Origin of the sequence: Bartonella sp. TT119HLJHH (assembly GCF_042193385.1) — a bacterium.
In the GTDB taxonomy this organism is placed as follows: Bacteria; Pseudomonadota; Alphaproteobacteria; order Rhizobiales; family Rhizobiaceae; genus Bartonella.
Genome location: NZ_JBHILS010000002.1, coordinates 264,215 through 282,066 on the forward strand (window position 1 = coordinate 264,215; position 17,852 = coordinate 282,066).

At 38.1% G+C, this 17,852-nt stretch carries 12 protein-coding genes and 5 pseudogenes; 4 read left to right on the plus strand and 13 right to left on the minus strand.

All coding sequences use genetic code 11. The features are described from left to right. Positions 1-86: 86 nt before the first annotated feature. Entirely contained in the window at positions 87-989 is a 903-nt protein-coding gene (locus tag ACFIJL_RS02305; protein ID WP_375622317.1) for a DnaJ C-terminal domain-containing protein, read from the minus strand. Between the two features lie 325 nt (positions 990-1,314). Here ACFIJL_RS02305 and pdxH point away from each other — a divergent pair, with 325 nt between their 5' ends. Further along, a complete protein-coding gene (pdxH, locus tag ACFIJL_RS02310; RefSeq protein ID WP_375622318.1) occupies positions 1,315-1,938 on the plus strand; it encodes a pyridoxamine 5'-phosphate oxidase in 624 nt (207 codons plus the stop codon). 238 nt (positions 1,939-2,176) lie between these two features. Here the strand turns inward: pdxH and ubiA are convergent, their stop codons facing one another. Further along, positions 2,177-3,181, minus strand: coding sequence for a 4-hydroxybenzoate octaprenyltransferase (ubiA, locus tag ACFIJL_RS02315; protein WP_375622319.1), 1,005 nt, complete (start codon positions 3,179-3,181; stop codon positions 2,177-2,179). Positions 3,182-3,271: 90 nt separating this feature from the next. On the opposite strand from ubiA, the gene purD reads away from it, so the two are divergent. After that, on the plus strand, positions 3,272-4,555 hold the full coding sequence (purD, locus tag ACFIJL_RS02320) for a phosphoribosylamine--glycine ligase (RefSeq protein WP_375622320.1): 1,284 nt from the start codon (positions 3,272-3,274) through the stop codon (positions 4,553-4,555). A gap of 629 nt (positions 4,556-5,184) precedes the next feature. On the opposite strand, the gene ACFIJL_RS02325 is transcribed toward purD, so the two are convergent. The 3 genes from ACFIJL_RS02325 to ACFIJL_RS02335 all read right to left on the minus strand — a co-directional run bounded on the left by ACFIJL_RS02325 (position 5,185) and on the right by ACFIJL_RS02335 (position 8,231). Continuing rightward, a complete protein-coding gene (locus ACFIJL_RS02325; RefSeq protein ID WP_012754813.1) occupies positions 5,185-5,712 on the minus strand; it encodes a DUF6101 family protein in 528 nt (175 codons plus the stop codon). A gap of 144 nt (positions 5,713-5,856) precedes the next feature. Then, positions 5,857-7,266, minus strand: a complete 1,410-nt coding sequence (locus tag ACFIJL_RS02330; RefSeq protein WP_375622321.1) for an FAD-binding oxidoreductase — start codon at positions 7,264-7,266, stop codon at positions 5,857-5,859. A gap of 2 nt (positions 7,267-7,268) precedes the next feature. After that, positions 7,269-8,231, minus strand: a complete 963-nt coding sequence (locus ACFIJL_RS02335) for an L-threonylcarbamoyladenylate synthase (RefSeq protein ID WP_375622322.1) — start codon at positions 8,229-8,231, stop codon at positions 7,269-7,271. Positions 8,232-8,509: 278 nt separating this feature from the next. Here ACFIJL_RS02335 and ACFIJL_RS02340 point away from each other — a divergent pair. Both ACFIJL_RS02340 and ACFIJL_RS02345 read left to right on the plus strand, forming a co-directional pair. Further along, a pseudogene (locus tag ACFIJL_RS02340) lies at positions 8,510-8,792 on the plus strand (type II toxin-antitoxin system RelB/DinJ family antitoxin). A 7-nt stretch (positions 8,793-8,799) separates the two neighbouring features. After that, positions 8,800-9,080: pseudogene (locus tag ACFIJL_RS02345) on the plus strand (type II toxin-antitoxin system YafQ family toxin). A 61-nt stretch (positions 9,081-9,141) separates the two neighbouring features. On the opposite strand, the gene ACFIJL_RS02350 reads toward ACFIJL_RS02345, so the two are convergent. The 8 genes and pseudogenes from ACFIJL_RS02350 to ACFIJL_RS02385 all read right to left on the minus strand — a co-directional run. After that, positions 9,142-9,333, minus strand: a complete 192-nt coding sequence (locus ACFIJL_RS02350) for a hypothetical protein (RefSeq protein ID WP_375622337.1) — start codon at positions 9,331-9,333, stop codon at positions 9,142-9,144. A gap of 157 nt (positions 9,334-9,490) precedes the next feature. Then, positions 9,491-9,716: pseudogene (locus ACFIJL_RS02355) on the minus strand (hypothetical protein). Further along, positions 9,713-10,068, minus strand: a pseudogene (locus ACFIJL_RS02360) (glycoside hydrolase family protein); the annotation flags it as partial. The pseudogenes ACFIJL_RS02360 and ACFIJL_RS02355, both read right to left, overlap by 4 nt. Continuing rightward, positions 10,063-11,070 (minus strand): annotated as a pseudogene (locus ACFIJL_RS02365) (hypothetical protein); the annotation flags it as partial. The pseudogenes ACFIJL_RS02365 and ACFIJL_RS02360, both read right to left, overlap by 6 nt. A gap of 1,681 nt (positions 11,071-12,751) precedes the next feature. After that, entirely contained in the window at positions 12,752-15,382 is a 2,631-nt protein-coding gene (locus ACFIJL_RS02370) for a DUF6990 domain-containing protein (protein ID WP_375622323.1), read from the minus strand. 99 nt (positions 15,383-15,481) lie between these two features. Then, positions 15,482-16,069, minus strand: coding sequence for an SMI1/KNR4 family protein (locus ACFIJL_RS02375; protein ID WP_375622324.1), 588 nt, complete (start codon positions 16,067-16,069; stop codon positions 15,482-15,484). Continuing rightward, positions 16,066-16,539 (minus strand): SMI1/KNR4 family protein, encoded by a 474-nt coding sequence (locus ACFIJL_RS02380; RefSeq protein ID WP_375622325.1) that lies wholly within the window; start codon positions 16,537-16,539, stop codon positions 16,066-16,068. The genes ACFIJL_RS02375 and ACFIJL_RS02380 overlap by 4 nt, the downstream gene beginning before the upstream one ends. A gap of 20 nt (positions 16,540-16,559) precedes the next feature. After that, positions 16,560-17,852: HNH/ENDO VII family nuclease (locus ACFIJL_RS02385; RefSeq protein ID WP_375622326.1), on the minus strand; the 1,293-nt coding region annotated here is incomplete at its 5' end.

The window sequence follows — 17,852 nt, forward strand, 5'->3', positions numbered from 1 at the left end:
TGCCTATGACACAGGTCAACTTTTTCTTCAAGCAATTGGTTTAAAATCAAACAAAAACTACGCTTAATATATATATAATTTTAAAATTAATCTTGTTGCATTTGCAAAAACTGTTCTAGCGCGGCATTTTCATTTCCCGGCAACATAATACGAACATGCACATAAAGATCATCCCTTGTACCATTTTTTAAACGAAGCCCTTTCCCTTTCAACCGTAACACGCGATCAGAACTTGACCACGCAGGAATCGTTAAAACCACACGTCCCTCCAACGTCTCAACTTCTTCTTTTGCTCCCAAAACAGCATGTTTAAGAGAAACTGGTAAATCAAGATGGAGTGCTCTTCCTTCAACCCGAAAACGAGGATGTTTTTGAATCTGAATGGTTATTAACGCATCTCCTGCTTGCCCGTGAGGCATCGCTTCTCCCTGACCTTTTAAACGAATAATCTGTCCGTCTTCAATATAATCTGGAAGTTTAATTTTTAACTTTTTTCCATTTGGAAAAACAGCCTCCACCTTTTCTGCACCAACCATCTGCTCTAATGTTATGATAAGATTAGCACGAACATGTGCTCCTTGTTGGGAACGGTTATAGTGTGTGGAATTCGAAAAGCTACCACCTCCTCCAAACAGATCGCGAAAAATATCACTCGCATCAAAACCTGCACCACTTGAAGAGGAAAAATCAAATCCCTTTGCTCTTCCTGAAAAGGGATTTTGTTTATTGCTAAAATTTTCACCAGCACCATAGGCTTGATAAAGCGGTTTTCCTTCCATATCAATTTCACCGCGGTCAAATTGTGCTTTTTTATCTTTATCACCTATAATTTCATAAGCTTGATTAATTTCAGCAAACTTTTCTTTAGCCTTTGTATCATCTTTATTGTGGTCTGGATGATACTTCTTTGCTAATCTTCTAAATGCCGATTTAATCTCTTGCGATTTTGCGGTACGTGCCACACCCAGAATCGTGTAGGGATCACGCATATTGCCCTCTTTTCAATTTCTTCGTTTTCAAAATATCAACTGATACGTTGTTCAATATCCCTTATAGCTTCATCAGTCTATTCTAGAGAATAATTTCTTCTTTTCTCTTTATATGTCTATCAACAAACTAAAATACCAGATAAAATAAGACATTTATTTAATATAGCTCCTTGTAGTCTATGCTAAAGTAAAAATAATTAAACTACCATAAAAATACATGATAGCATTGGCTTTTTGAAAATAAGAAAAAATGGTACTGTAACTTCTTGATGATAAAGTAAATGAGAAAATGCCTCACCCATGCTCACTGATATTTGGAGAAACTATGAGCACCAAAATACCAACAGATGATCATTTTATGAAAATGCAAAAACCTTTTGAACTTTTCGCAAAGTGGTTTGAAGAGGCAAAGATAAGTGAAATAAATGATCCGAATGCTATGGCATTAGCAACAGTTGACGAAACAGGACTCCCTAATGTTCGTATAGTTCTTCTCAAAGACTACAGTCCCCAAGGATTCGTCTTCTATACCAATTATGAAAGCTGTAAAGGACAAGAAATTTTAAAATCAATGAAAGCATCCTTAGGTTTTCATTGGAAATCGCTCCGTCGTCAAGTCAGAATTAGAGGAATCGTTGAAAAAGTAAGTCAACAGGAAGCCGATGCCTATTTCCAATCGCGACCACGTGGTAGTCGAATTGGTGCATGGGCATCTAAACAATCTCAACCTTTAGACAATCGTTTTGTGCTCGAAAAAGCAATTGCTCAATATACTGCGCGTTATGCTCTAGGTAATATTCCACGACCACCTTATTGGTCTGGGTTTCGTGTTAAACCCCTTTCTATAGAGTTCTGGTGCGATCGCCCATTTCGTTTACATGATCGTCTGCTTTTTACACGAGATTGTGTTGAACACAGCGATTGGAAAAGACAAAAACTTTATCCCTAATCCTTCAAACTTCATCGTTATGAAGATTTTTTCTTCCCAACAATTAAACAAATATTTTTTATTCGAAAAATTCTAAAAGAAGATGATTTATTTTATTTAAATAGAAGAATTTCATTTTCACTGTAAAGGTTAATTGGTAATATTTTCTACTGTATTGCTTAAAAATAGCTTAGCAACAAGCTTATTAAAAAAGACATACTGTATGCAGTAGAATACTATGATTTTAGCTAACTTATTTTTAGACCGCAGAATAAAATATCGTCCATATACCCCCACATACTAAACCAGCAAAAATCACAAAACCAATAAGCGAATTAGATTTAAAAAGCCTGAGACATTGTGAACTGTCATCTATATCAATGACTTTAATTTGAATAAACATATGGATACTTGCCACAAAAATCCCCAAAAAACTAAGAACAGGGACTCCAGCTAAATAAAATGCTAGACTAACGAACACCACAAAACCACCATACAAAAATACTAAAGCACGCTTGGTTGCTTTACCAAAGAGAAGCGCCGTAGAACGGACACCAACAGTAACGTCATCTTCTTTATCTTGATGTGCGTAGATTGTATCGTATCCTATGGTCCACAAGATTGATCCCACATAAAGCAAGATTGGTGCCCAGCTTAAACTTCCAAAGACAACAGCCCACCCCATTAATGCCCCCCAATTAAATGCAACGCCTAAAAAAAACTGCGGCCAATATGTTACGCGTTTCATAAAAGGATAAAATGCAACAGCTATCAATGACGAAATACCTAGAAAAAAACTAAACCTATTAAATTGTGATAAAACAACTAAACCAACCAAACATTGCACAAGTATAAAAACTCTTGCTTGAAACCGACTCACATGACCTGTCGGCAATGGGCGAGAACGTGTTCTTTCTACCTGAGCATCAATTTTATGGTCAATAAGATCATTCCAAGTACATCCTGCCCCTCGCATAGCAATAGATCCCAGAAAAAAAAGAAAAAGATACCAAACCCAATGAAGAAACATTGATAAAAGAGTATCGTAATGCATGTTATAAGAGAAAAAAGCCATTGTTGTTGACCAAAAACAAGGCCACATCAACAATTGCCATCCAATAGGCCGATCCCAACGCGCCAATTGCGCATAAAACCATAAAGAACGGGGAAGAAAGCTGTAGACCCATTGTTTGGAAGATGCATCCATAACCCGTCCTTGGCTATCATAGGACTGAACATGCGCGATATTTTTATTTTTTTTCATCAAATGATTTACCTTTGGTCTTGCGATAGAGACATTTCATTCTTATGAGAAGGGGATGAGATTAATCATCTTTTATGAGAGGAGCAAGCAATGAATATTCTTCTTATTGGCTCAGGTGGACGAGAACACGCTTTAGCATGGAAAATAGCAGCATCACCACTGCTAACAAAGTTATATTGTGCTCCTGGAAATCCTGCAACAACAGAATTTGGTGAAAATATTAATTTGAACATTGATGATCACCCCCTTGTTATTGATTTTTGTAAAGCACATTCTATTGATCTTGTAATTGTAGGACCAGAAGCACCATTGGTAGCGGGTATAACAGATTCTCTTAATAGTGCTAACATTTGTGTATTTGGTCCTACTCAAAAAGCTGCTCAACTAGAAGGTTCAAAAGCTTTTACTAAAGATTTATGTCATAAGAATAACATTCCTACAGCAAGTTACCAATGCTTTGATGATGCCGCTAAAGCCAAAGCTTACATTCATCAACAAGGTGTTCCTATTGTCATTAAAGCTGATGGCTTAGCCGCCGGTAAAGGTGTCGTGGTTGCAACAACTATGGAAGAAGCATTTAACGCAGTTGATGCCTGCTTCAAAAGTACATTTGGAGATGCAGGAAACAAAATTGTTGTAGAATCTTTTCTTGAAGGTGAAGAAGCAAGCTTCTTCTGCCTTTGTGATGGTAAAGTTGCTCTTCCTTTTGGATCTGCTCAAGATCATAAACGTGTAGGTGATGGGGATATTGGAGCAAACACCGGTGGTATGGGTGCTTATTCACCAGCGCCCATCATGACCAAAGAAATAGTGAATCGTACTCTCAAAGAAATTGTTGAACCAGCTTTAAAAAGCATGAACGAAATGGGAACCCCCTTTAAAGGCATTCTCTTTGTCGGATTAATGATAACGCAAAAAGGACCCGAATTAATTGAATTTAACGTACGATTCGGTGATCCTGAATGTCAAGTTTTAATGATGCGCCTCAAAGATGACATTTTGCCAATTTTTCTTGCTGCTGCTCAAGGAAAACTTGAAAATAAGCCTCTTCAGTGGTCTGAAAAAGCTGCTCTCACCGTTGTTATGGCTGCTAATGGTTATCCAGACTCTCCCCAAAAAGGTACTGTTATCCGTAACGTTGATCAAGTAAACTCTCTTCCCGATGTGAGAGTTTTTCAAGCTGGTACAGTGTTGCGTGATGGAGAACTCATTGCAAATGGTGGACGTGTACTCAATATAACTGCAACAGGAAAAACGATTACGCATGCACAAAAACGTGCCTATGAAGCTGTTGATTGTATTGATTGGCCAGAAGGTTTTGTTCGTCGTGATATCGGATGGAGAGCCGTTGCGCGAGAAAATAAAATCCTTTGAATATTCTTTATTTACGATTTTATTATTTTATATAAGAGCATGACACACAAATTTTCTCACTGTTTTACGTTGACCATAATTTTGAAAAAATGAGTGTGCTTTCCTTTGAACAATCAAATATTATAAATAGAATATCTACTCATGATAAAATAGGAAAATTTTCTGAATCTGAAAAAAATTCAAAAACACTTCCAGTAATCTTCTGGTGTTTTAATGATGTGACAAAAACCCAAAATTATACCGCAAAAAAACAGTTTCTATTGTTATGAAAACCGTTTTTACCTCTCCGAAAAAAGCGTTTAACGTAATTGATTCCTGCTGCAAATGTATGGTGTTAAAAAACTCTTCATTTACAATCATTGACTTCCTCTTTGTCTTCAAGAACCAAAAGTCACACCAAATTCCGTCTGTAAAGGTCTGGATTTTCATTGAGCGGATTCCTCTTGCTTCCCACTCATATGCTGCACTTACACAAATACCTACAAGCAAACTTAAGAATATTTGCCATATCTTCTAAAACACTTCATGTGTGAAGTTTACACGCCTTATATTACCGCTCCAAACAACGATGTTTTACAGCACAACAAGATAAATGCTGACGGTAGTACAAAAATGAATACATGTTAATATTACTGGAGTGCAATTCGATTCGCAATCACCAAACGCAAGCCTAACGGATTGCTATAACGAAGTAAAAAACGCTTTTGTTTAGAATGTGCTGTTGTACCAAAAAATCGATGTAAATCAGAACGATCTTTTACAACCAGAATGCGATTATCTTCATTGATCATAAGCATGGGAAGGCCATAAGTATCCGCCCATAACCGCCAATCCAGAAGAACATTATTCAAATCTCTGGAAACCAAAAGCGGTATACAAGCTTCCTCATCGGCATGAAGTAATTCTAATGCAACAGCTCTTTCTCCTGAACGCGTTTTTACGGTACGTGCTGCAATTCCTTGGAAATGATAAGGGGGTATTAAATGCGATAAACTTGAAGGCATATCCGTTTTAAAAGAAACACCACGCTCATTTAACGAACAAATAACCTGATTACCCGTTTTGGATGAAAAATATGTCGTCGTTTGTGGCAAATGGCACGGATCTAACCGAAATTCAAGCACCGCTTTTGCCTGATTAAAGCATTGATTAGCCATATACATTATCCCAATTTATCTTAAATAACATACACCCTTTAGCAGCTTTTTCTCATTGGATTATTAAAAGTTTGAATAAAAAACAACTGGTTTCTTTTTTGGTTATTAAAATCTAAACAAAAATACATGATCACCATTCTTGAATTATAATACTTTTCCAGGATTCATTATCCCTAAAGGATCGAGCGTTTTTTTAATCCCTTGCATAATATCCAATGCGACAGGCGATTTAAAAGAACGAAGTTCTTCGCGCTTAAGCTGACCAATTCCATGCTCAGCAGAAAATGCACCTCTATAGTCCACCACTAAACTATGAATGCGATGATTCATTGTTGACCATAACTGCAAGAACACTGCCGTATCAGCTCCTACAGGTTGTGTAATATTATAATGTAAATTTCCATCGCCCATATGTCCAAAACAAATCACCCGTGCTCCTGGAGCAATATCTTCAACAATAAGCGCTGCCTCAGCAATAAAATCAGGAATAGAAGCAAGTGGGATAGCAATATCATGCTTAATGGACCCTCCTGCTAACTTTTGTGCTGATGATATACTTTCTCGTAATTGCCAAAAAAAATCTTGCTGTTTTAAAGATTGCGCAACAACTGCATCTTCTATCACCGCATTCTTTAAAGCTTCTTCTAAAATAGTACTCAATACCGATAACGCCTCATCATTGCCTTGCAACGATGAAATGTTCATTAATACATACCATTCATGTTTCCGCTGAAGAGGAAGCTTCTCACACATCTTATAATCTAAAGCCATTTGCAAACTGAGATTTCCCATGAGCTCAAAACCTGTCAACATCCCTCCTCCATATTCTTGAGCCAGAGATAAAAACTCTAAAGCCTTCGCCGGACTATATAATCCCACCAAAGCAACAGCTTTTCCTTTTATTTTTGGAAACATCTTCAAAACGGCTGCGGTTATAACACCCAATGTGCCTTCTGCACCAATAAAAAGATCTTTTAAATCGTAACCGCTATTGTCTTTTTTAACAAAACGCAAATCATCTAAAATACGCCCATCCGGTAAAACAACTTCTAAACCAAGACAAAGATCACGCATATTGCCATAAGCTAAAACAGCTGTCCCTCCAGCATTCGACGAAAGATTTCCTCCTACTTGGCAAGAACCTTCAGATGCCAAAGAAAGAGGGAAAAAACGACCTGATTCATCCACTTTTTTCTGTAAATCCTGTAAAATAACACCAGCCTCTACAACAACAAAGTTTCCCTCAAGATTTATAGCTCTAATCTTATTTAATCGCTCCATGGATAAAAGAACGCCCCCTCCTCTTTCATCTGGTTGTTGCCCCCCCACAAGCCCTGTATTTCCACCCTGTGGCACAATCGGTGTGCGCGTTTTGCTCGCTAACTGCATAATCAATGAGACCTCTGCGCAAGAAGATGGACGTAAAAGTAAAGGTGTTTTTCCATGAAAAAGCCCACGCTCTTCAAGCAAATACGGTGCAATCAACGCTTGATCTGTTATAGCATGCTTAACACCAACAATTTCCCTAAACCCCTCAATTAATTCCTGCTCCATGTTCATTTCTCCTTTGGAGCTGCAGCCCGTATAAGACGATCATTGATAGCCTCCCCTAATCCGTATAATGGAATAGGTTCTACTGCGATACATCTCACTTTAAATGAATCTAATTCCTTCATATATTGAAATAAATGAGAGGCTGCCTCTTCTAACTTTCCATCTTCGCTAAGGTTTAAAATAGACACGGCATTTTCAGCCCCCATAACACGCTTTGAACCAAATGCTAAAAGCGCTTCACCATTTTCCACCTTTTCTACATTCAAACGAACCGTGGCATTGGGAGCATAATGCGACTTTAACATTCCAGGAGCTTCAATCGCCGCCCTTTGATCTATCCGTTTTAAAGGCTTCCCCACAACTTCTTCAATTTCATCAGCCGCAAGCCCCCCTGGACGCAAAAGATAAATATTTTCACCACAAATTTTAATAATCGTTGATTCCAGACCTATTTTAGCAGGTCCTCCGTCCAATATCAAAGGAACAGATTCCCCCAAAGATGCAAAAACAGCCTCAGCTGAAGTAGGGCTAAGACGCCCCGATTGATTTGCACTAGGAGCAGCAAGTGGGCGGCCAAAATGTTGTACCACTTCTGCAAAACGACTGTCTGGAAAACGAACAGCCAAGGTATTCAAACCAGAGGTTGTTAAAGGATGGATATTATGCTGTTCCTTTAAAGGCAAAACCAATGTCAAAGGCCCTGGCCAAAATTCCTCCATTAATTGGCGTGAAAGAAAGTCAATTTTAACATAACGTTGTGCCATTTCGATGCCGCTGACATGCGCAATAAGAGGATTAATTTGCGGACGACCCTTTGTAGAATAAATAGAAGAAATTGCCCTTCCATTGGTTGCATCGCCCGCTAATCCATAAACAGTTTCCGTTGGTAACGCTACTAACTTCCCTTGTTCAAGAAGCGCTATTGCCTCTCTTATCGAAGCACTATTGAGTGGTAGAATCGTCATGACACATCATTTCTATAACACTCTTTTAGTGATATTATGCTCTTCTTTGTTCATATATCACATTGATTTTATATATTTTTTTAAGTATGGGGTTCATAAATAAAGGTTAGTGAATAGGATTTTCCAATATTCTTCTACAAAACATATCTTATTCTGCTAACTTTCTCTAATAGTTTTTTGAATTTTGCTAAGTTCTCTTGTGAAAAGCTATTGTTGAAACTCTTGATATAAACTTAACGTGCGGTACATTGTACCACAATTGAATAGGGGATTTAGCAATGGGAAAAATTCAAGCCCCCATACCTGATCAAGTTCAAGAAATTGCAAGTGCAGTTATTAAGTCTATGGGTTTAACTGTATCAGATGCAGTACGTATGTTTATGACCCGCATTGCTAGAGATCGAACATTACCACTTGGATCTATTTCAACCAAATCCGGAAACATTACGAGCTCTCGAGGATGCCGAAATGGGATGCGTCGAACATACATCATTAGACAGCTTAAGGACCATGATACGCGAAGATAGAACCGAAATGCGTAAATCTGAAAAGCAAACCTAAGCTTGCTATGCTAGAAATTGTTTATACGCGTTCATTCCGGCATAATCTTAAAAGTGAAAGCAAAGATAGGTATGCTAATACACTAGAGAAGGATTTGCTGCTTGTGGTCAAGCGTTAGCGAAGAATGAACCGCTAAAGGTGCATTGGAGAAATCATGCACTAACAGATAAATGGCACAATTGTCGTGATTGTCATATCAAGCCAGATTTAGTTTTGATCTATCGAAAGCCAAATACTAAAACACTAAAGCTCTTACGACTTGGTTTGCATTCTGAACTACGCTTATGATTGGATCTCCAATTTATAGTAAAAAGAATTTTTCGAAGTTTTTGCTTGTATAACAGTTTTTCTAATTCTTTGAGAACCACTGCTTCAAATGAGCGAAGATGTTGTCTATCGCATCCATGAGGCGTGCAAAATCAAGAATAAGCAAAAAAAGAAAAAATGCTATCCACTTCATCAAGCGAGACATCATTTTCACGCGTTGATAGGTCATGATGATTTCTTGAAGGATTTCTTTTTCTGCTTCTGTAAGCTCTATATCGTCTTGTGTTTTTTTCTAACCATGTTTCCACCCACACAAGCGTTCACCCTGCTTGTTATGCTTTAAGATCTCTCTTACTAAGTTTGAGCTAATGGTGTTCAAATCTTGCCAGCTTAAATAAATAGGTAACCAACAAACACAAGAAGAAGCATATTTATTTGTTGCGCAACCAATCAGAGAGCATCACGCACATCAGCATCACTTTTTTGATTAACTTCACTTTCCACCTCCAAACGTGTTGTGGCTGCTTTTAAAGCTTTTTCTGTTTGCTTTTGTTGCTCTGCTTTTTTCCCAATAGTAAAAGCTCTTGCTAAGGCAATAAAAAAAGCGGCTAAAGCCGCACCTGTTACCATCAAGTTTCTTTTCATCCATAAGATCATAGGCGGTGCTCCTGAAAGCGTTTAGCAACAAAGAAAATACCAGTACATGCGGCTAAAACCATAATGGCGGCTAAAGCCCATTGAATGGGTCCATTGCCCACTAAAAATCCACCAAGACCTGAGAAAGAACCAATAATCGGTGCCAATGCTTCTGCTTTGAAAACCCCCGTTGGTGCTTGCGTTTCTACTGTTTGATAATTGGAAGAAACATAAGCCCCTTTCGCCCATAGCCCTGCCTCTGCTACACGCCGGTGTACGAGACCTTATAAACGTTTGCCTCCCGCTTTGGTCCATTTCTGCAATTCGGTTGGTACAGATTCATAATCCCCCGATTAAGCCTTTTAAGTAGTGTTCTATAGCCTTCTTGAGGGCTTAACGTACTGCCTATGATTTTCATGACAAGATTTGGATATTGCGTGAGTGTTTGCGCATCTTCATCGCTATATCCTTTAGAGCGTAAAAATTGCAAAGTTTGTTTATGTTGTGCGCGTCCCTTGTTACCGCATAAGGATAGATGCATTTGAAAAACTTTCTTGTGGTGTCTTTCCTAACGCAAGCCCTGCAAAAAAATCCATTAAATGCTCGGAAAATTCTGATTTTCTAAAACGCTCCCATAAGCTGCTTGGATTTGCGTCTTTATGAATAAAGTTCCCAACGGCGTTTACATAATTTGTTGCCTGTTCTGGCATATCATTTGCTTTTAAATGTTCCTCTTCTGGTAAGTGTGCATTCAAATGTTTTTCTTCTCCTATAGGTGCATCAAAAAGCTTTTCCTCATCATTTCCAGAATCGTTTTTCAAAGAGTTTGCCGCTATAGATTTCTCATTAAGTTGAGCAATATAATCCATCACATCTTTTTGCTGTCGCCCAGCTTCATCCCCACTAGACTGATCAATGTTCCCAACAAGTGGAGCTTGAGGAATCATTGATGCAACACCTCCCTGCTCTGAGAAGTCATGTTTTTGTTGCTCTGGCACCTCTTGTATCTTAACAGTATTCTTTGAAACATCCGGCAATGGAGGCATTTGGCGTTTTAAATCATCCATAGACATAATCAATTCTGCTGGCGTTTTTTCCCAGCTTGTTCTGTCCCTGCTTGAGAACCGCGAATAAGCTCTGTAGGACTCAATTTTTGCGGAGTATTATCCCCATTGCTCGCATCAAAAGGGTCTGTGCGACAAGCAGCCCGTTCTAAAAAACTTGGCTTGTATCGTCCTTCCAACGGCGTGCTTGGAGGCATCGAGCGTTGTTGCAATAAATATCTAGGTAACTGCGGTATAACCTGATACATTAAAGGACGCAAAAATTTTGGATCAAACAACTTTAAAAGAGAATTTGTGTTTTCTTGTTCCATCACTGCATCCTGTCCATCTCACAGCCACGCTTGCTATAATCTACATGCAAAAAACCTATCGCCTTATGCAAGAAAACAGCTTCAGGTTTTGACTTCAAAACATCTTGTGCCATCACCCCGCGATAACGCTCTGGATAGCCCCTGTAGTTATACTCATAGAGTTTGTATCCATCTCGCTGCCCTACTCGTACGATATTTTCTTTCGCTCTGATGTTGCTAAGCCCAGCAAAAATACCAAGGATAGTTCCAACATTTCCAACAATCTCCTACGGATTAGGTTTTTTATATAACAAGATATTGATTTATAATAATAATCTAGCGTTATTTATATTGAATTAGCCTCCCGAATAACGTAGAATTCTCTCATTTCAAATCTGTTTATCTTGAATCAATCAAAATCACTTGCTTGCACATCATAAGCGGGGCTGATGTGTGGGTAAAAACTATAGAAGAAAGGAGTAAAAATGATTCTTATGAAGAGTCTTAAGAGCCAAGGGCTGTAGCAACACCCACGAGCTGGTTTTGTACACTTTCAAAAATGATATCTTTACCTGCTCCCAAGGTGATATTCCCGCTCTGTTCATCATTGCTTTGCATCGGGTTTGTACCGGCAATAATATCGGCTCCAACACCATGGATGCAGCCTTATTTAAAGTGCCACCCGCTTGAATAATGATGCCAATCGCTATGCTGTTGAAACCGTTGGTAACCCTGCCTACCCTCTAGAGTTATTTCAGAGGGTTATTACCGTAAGTTTAGAGACAATGAAAATCGTTAAGAACCTACCAAAACTAGAAATTAAAGAAATTGAATAGACTTGGCTTGCTAAACTCACAAGGGGTATAGAGTCTTATAACCATAATCTATACCTCTCTTGTTAAGTTGATTACATACAATCTTTAAAAGGAGTGTTTGTATGCGTTATTCTAAAAAGAAATCATTTGCACTTTTAAATACTCTTATTTGGATTGCTTTAAGACTTTAAGAAACCCTATCTAAAATGAATACGCTTCTTTTACATTGCCTTTAAGAGGTTATACCGTAATCTAAAATGATAGCTTTATTGTTATCAAAAGCTTTGTTTAAAGAGGGTTATGTATATTTATTTTCTTATATTACTTATAGGTTTTGAAGGTTTCTACCCCCCCCCAAAACCCTTACAAAACATACATCATTAGCTGAATTTATAGGTTGTATTATTGATATAGGTTGTTTTTTGAAAAATTGATAAAAAATAATATATTGAAATATAATGACTTTTATTTTTTATTGAAAAATATGTAAAGGGGGGGTGTAAAAAGCACCTCCACCCCCCCCCAAAACTCATAACCATAATGGTCTTGATAGCATTTCTTATGATTATAATCCCTTTCTTTTGAAAGGCTTTAAAGGATCACATGCTTTTTTCATAAAGCACATTTTAATCACTCACTAAAATCATAAGATTCGTCTGTTAAATAAACTGACATAACCGATAAAATAGACAATAATCCATTAAAAGGGATTTTGATCATCTATGGAATAATTTTATAGATCTTTTTTTATAGGTTATTTCCTTAAAATCTTGCACCAAAACCATGATCAGAGCCATACCACTGTTGAGTTTCTCAACTAGTGATCAAGGCTTTGGAGCGCGTCTTATTTTCTAAATTTCTGAAATCTTTTTGATATTTTTTAGGTGCTATTTCTTGTCTTTTTTTCCGATAAAATTGACTATTTTCTCTTTCCACGAGCGGGATTGCTCCTTGCTGATAACCTCTTGTTGATCATCAAAATCTTTTGCTACCCGTTCAATCAAAGCGTAACTCACTTGCTTCACCATTGCTACTTCTTTGGCTAAAGCTAATGCACGTTCAAGGTGGGTTTTGTTGATGCTCTCGTCAAAGCCTAGGTGATCACCTGCCGTAAAGCTTTGCTGATAAGATTGTAAGGTCTCAATATTGCCCAATAAAGCAAGAGCGCCAAGATGAAGCAAAGCATAATCCGTATCATCTGCTTTAGACGTTGCATCCCGTTGCCAAGGAGCAGTGCCATAATCACTGCGAAGTCTTTTAGAAAGGTCAATCTCTTTGACTGACCACTCTAAAGCATCATCAAGTGCTTGCTTTAAGCGATCCGCAGTAACTTCTGGTTCAAAGATTTCTAAACCCTTTGCTTCAAAATTAAGCTGTAAATCTGGAATATCTTCCGTGTAGGTAGGATCAATGAATTTACAAGCGGTGGAAAGAATGCCAGTACTAATCATAAAAGCGCTATCAAATTGCGGACAATCTTTGGCAATTTCGTCGTTATAAAGAATGCCTACTTCACGATCAGCCAATTGATAGCTTGCCATATAATCATTCTCATTGATTTTCTCGGTTGACCAGCCTAGGCTTTTTAAAAGTGCATGAGCACTTTCCATGGTGAGACGATCATCAGTGTCATCCGCTTCATCCACTTCCTCTGCCACTTCAACAGAAGTTGTTTTAGAAGCAACAGATGCTGTTTGCGCATCCAAGCTTAAAATCGGAGCATTTTTAGGAAAACCAGTCCGATAACGGCGTGCAAGAGTAAGGACGTTATCAATAATATGTGCTATGTTTTCCCTTATCAAAGCTGAAAAGTTTTTATCCTTCAAACTTTCCTTATAAAATTTGAGTTTTTCAACATCCCCAATAAGAATAAGTGCAATAAGGTGCAATTTCGCAAAATCATATTCACTGTCTGGGGACAAAGCCGCATAATCATAGATGATTTGATTCACATTTTGTCGATCAGCCCAGCACAAAATATCCGCACAGATCTTCTTCAGTTTACCTTCATCCAATTCAGTACTAGAAACTGCATAAACTTCTTCTGATTCTTTAAGAACGGTATATTGGGGAGTATCGATAAAAATAGATCGATAAGCTGTAGAAAAACCAAGTGTTGAAAGAGAAACCTTGAAGGTAACAAGCGGTGTCTCTCCGTTTTTATCAAGGTCGTACACTATATTAATGATACGATCTTTCTTTATAAAATAAGCATTGCAATTGTAATTTTTATCACGATAGACTGTCCAGTCCATCCTTTTTAAGTCTTCAGAAACTGTATTAAGAAAAGACAAATCTTGTAAACTAAGACGATCATCTATAGCTTTTCGCTCATTAAGGATTTTCAGATATTCTTCAGCAAATTGAACGGCCTGGTTAATATATCTCTCTACTTCACGGTCATCCAAAATTTCAGAAATCGTACCTGCTTCTAAAAAATTTTGATAAGATTTCAGGACATCAATTTGACCTGTTAATGCTAAACAAGCTAAATGCCAGACTATATCTATATTGTAGCTATATTTTTGGATAAGCGTTTTGCTTTCTATTGATGCTTGTAAATCTTGGGCACGTGCCCACTGTATTATCCGCTCAGAGATTTTGATAAGCTCTTGCTCATCTAATGTCTCTACACAAATATCAATGCCTTTACCAAAACCACTAAAAATCCCCCCCCCAATCGTATTAAAAGAATTATAAATATTTTTAGGAGAAACACACCAATATTCCTTACTATAGTGAATACAATTGCAAGCGACAGAAATCATTTCATTAGATATTTCAGCTTCAATACGGACATTGTAATTGTCATGGAGACGTATAAAACCAAAATCAAATTGAATGAAGCGGTCGGGCAAAATCAACCACATTTTTCCAGGCTCCGTAGCAAACCACCCTTGTGTTTTGAGAACGCGCATTGCTGCTGTGAGGCTTATCGAGCGCTGTTTGGTTTTTTTGCGCGTTAGAATATCATCCAACTCCCCATTTTTATAGGCTTGCGCAAAAAAAAGCAGGCGATCATCCGATGTCATTGTTTTATAATCTGCAAATTCTGGTACAGATAGTTTTGGAGTAGATCTATCACTCCTTAAAGCCTCCATATCACCAAGTAATGCTTGTGCAACGGCAGAATGATTAGTAGCTTCCTCGCACAACTCTTTTTCAATATCCTGTGCTTGCGCCCATGCAATCACTTTGTTTAAAGCGGTTGTGATATGGCTTTCGGAAAGATCCGGAGCTTTAACATTAAAATCCTCCTTCGCGTAAAACAGCACATCTCCATATTTACGCTGTGATTTTTCACCTCTAGAATATTCCCGAGCAAGACAATAAGCAGCGGTGGTGAGATCAGCCGAAAGCAAAAACTCTTTGCCACTCTCTCCATAATTTTTTACACCATAGCCAATACCGACAATGCGATCGGGAAGATGATAATGCGCAAAAATATCCCCCACGTTATCACGATAAGGCTCCCAGCCCAGTCTTTTTAAAATCTCTGTGACATCTTTGGTTTGCATCATCATTCCCCCAGCATGCTCTGTAATTCTTTTACATAAAAATTACTTGTGTAATACTTAGGCTCTCTAGAAAGACTATATATTTCATCACTATCAATTTCACCTCTTCCATAGTTTTTTCCAAAAACTCTTGTAAAAAGGGATAGGTTGCGGAGTGGGAGTGTTCTCAGTCTTTTCAATCGGTTGGTCACCATCAGGTATCTCAACTCCCGCGTGTACTTTAATTCTTTTGCAAAGGAATTCATAAAAATTACTTGCGTAATATTCGGACTCCTCATCCGCAAACATGACATAGAGTGGGCATTCACCATCCCGAAACTGCGTATAATCAAAGTAAAAGGTTTCATCAAGATCATAACTCACAACGAGCTGTTCTGGTGTCGCAAAACCATGTTTTCTATCGAGTAAGTTTTGGTAAACAATATCACCAGCAGGAATACCTTCCCCACAATCTCCATAAAGGCTATAAATTTCTTCACCACCAATTTCTCCTCCTCCATATTTTTTTAAAAAAACTTTGTAAGAGGATGTGAATTGTACGCCGAGAGTTTTCTCCGCCTTTTCAATCTGTAGATCATCCGTTTCATTCTCTTCATCATCTTCACTACCAAAATTAATAATCTCATCATCATATTTATTCACTTTATCAATTAATACTGCAACATCATCTAAGGTATAGGTTTTCATAAATCTTCCCCTGCGTGCTCTTTAATTCTTTTACAGAGAAATTCATAAAAATTACTTGCGTAATACTGGGGATCGCTAGGTGGAAACTTAAGATAGAGCGGACATTCACCATCCTGAAACTGAGAGTAATCAAAATAAAATGTCTCACCAAAATCAGTTCTACTCACAACAAGCTGCTGTGGTTTTGCTAAACCATTTTCTACATCCGTTATATGATAATAAACAATATCATCACTACGAGCAATTTCAAAATTTGTATTATAAACACTTAATATTTCCTCACCACAGATCTCCGCTCTTCCATAGTTTTTTAAAAAACTTTTGTAGGAGGTTGTGAATTGCAATTTAAGAATCCCCTCTGCTTTTTCAATTAGTACATCATCAACGGCTTCATCTGTAGAGCCAAAATCAACACTATCACTATATTTATCAACCAGTATGACAACATCATCTAAAGTATAAGTTTTCATAATTTGTTCTCCATAAATTGTTATTTTCTAGTTGCTATATCTTTATTTTCATAACCTTTAGCACGTTCTTTCCAGTATTTCTGTCTCCACAAAGCAAATGCATCCCTATCAATAGCTGATCCCATTGTGTTAGGATTAATGTGAATAGCAGAATGATGTTTATTATGAAACGCATTTGTAACTTCTGCTATGGGACCATCATGTGTTTGTAGCATATGGTGTAATTCAATAGGCTCGTTATCGAAACCTATAGGTTCTCTTCCTGTTTTCATTCTTTCAATATTTGTACCTGTCACTTTTTTCTTGTTGACTGTCCAACTAACAATCTGGTTAGGATCAAACAGTTTTTCGCTCTGATAAACTTTGTTTGTCTGAGTGATTTTTTCTCCATTGTTCGTTATTTCAAGCCCAACCTCAATAGGTTTTGACCAGAATTTTTTTTCCTGTCCAAAATATTGAGTTGCAATAGCTTCATCGCTCATTTTTTCTAGCGATTGTGCAATTTCTTTCCCCACATGCGCAGTATTTACTTCAGAACTAGTTGCTCCTGTTATAGCCGCTTCTTCAGCTTTAGATGCAAATTTGATGATATCTTTTTCTACAAGCTTGTTCGCAAGCTTTACGCCTCCCTTGGCTGCTGAAACAGCACCGTCAGTAAGCACTGTAGAACCCACTATATAAGCCACATCTCCTAATGGTTTACCTAGCATTTCACCAGATTCAAAACCCGCACTGAATGCGCCATCCCCTCCTTTCTCCATTGTTTCATGTATGTGATCTATATGCCCCCAAAAGGAATCCTTAACTCCTCCCCAGAATTGACCAGCTCCTTCCCAGACATCATCCAACATATGCCCACTCGTGGCCCAAGATGTTGCTGTTCCAATGCCTTGAAGAATATTTTGAGAGATCTCATCAACTGAACTGTTTCCTATTGCCAGACCTAATTCTTTAACGTCATGAGCTGTCTCAGATATTCCGTTTCCTATTGCTTTTACGGCACCAACAATCGTACCCTCCGCAAGACCTATCTCAAAAATCCTATCTTGCTCTTCACTAATCTCGAACCATTTTTCGTTAACATCTCTTCGACACTGATCATCAGGGCACTCTTCTAACTCTTTCTTCATCTGAGCGCGTTGTGCACTCCCCAAAAAGTTATTTGCAGCGGCATTACCAGCGGCATCAGCGCCGGCATCAACATTGCCACCGGCAATGGCGGCAGCAACGCCCCCCGCAGCCCGTGCAACATCAATGGTGTGGTCTCTAAAGTCAGCAAACTGCGCATCAATCTTTGCGTTTATACGCGCTTC

What these genes read in the sequence shown, in the direction of transcription:
- ACFIJL_RS02305 (WP_375622317.1), bottom strand. Translation starts at nt 989, where the DNA reads ATGCGTGATCCCTACACGATTCTGGGTGTGGCACGTACCGCAAAATCG.
- pdxH (WP_375622318.1), top strand. Translation starts at nt 1,315, where the DNA reads ATGAGCACCAAAATACCAACAGATGATCATTTTATGAAAATGCAAAAA.
- ubiA (WP_375622319.1), bottom strand. Translation starts at nt 3,181, where the DNA reads ATGAAAAAAAATAAAAATATCGCGCATGTTCAGTCCTATGATAGCCAA.
- purD (WP_375622320.1), top strand. Translation starts at nt 3,272, where the DNA reads ATGAATATTCTTCTTATTGGCTCAGGTGGACGAGAACACGCTTTAGCA.
- ACFIJL_RS02325 (WP_012754813.1), bottom strand. Translation starts at nt 5,712, where the DNA reads ATGGCTAATCAATGCTTTAATCAGGCAAAAGCGGTGCTTGAATTTCGG.
- ACFIJL_RS02330 (WP_375622321.1), bottom strand. Translation starts at nt 7,266, where the DNA reads ATGGAGCAGGAATTAATTGAGGGGTTTAGGGAAATTGTTGGTGTTAAG.
- ACFIJL_RS02335 (WP_375622322.1), bottom strand. Translation starts at nt 8,231, where the DNA reads ATGACGATTCTACCACTCAATAGTGCTTCGATAAGAGAGGCAATAGCG.
- ACFIJL_RS02370 (WP_375622323.1), bottom strand. Translation starts at nt 15,382, where the DNA reads ATGCAAACCAAAGATGTCACAGAGATTTTAAAAAGACTGGGCTGGGAG.
- ACFIJL_RS02375 (WP_375622324.1), bottom strand. Translation starts at nt 16,069, where the DNA reads ATGAAAACCTATACCTTAGATGATGTTGCAGTATTAATTGATAAAGTG.
- ACFIJL_RS02380 (WP_375622325.1), bottom strand. Translation starts at nt 16,539, where the DNA reads ATGAAAACTTATACTTTAGATGATGTTGTCATACTGGTTGATAAATAT.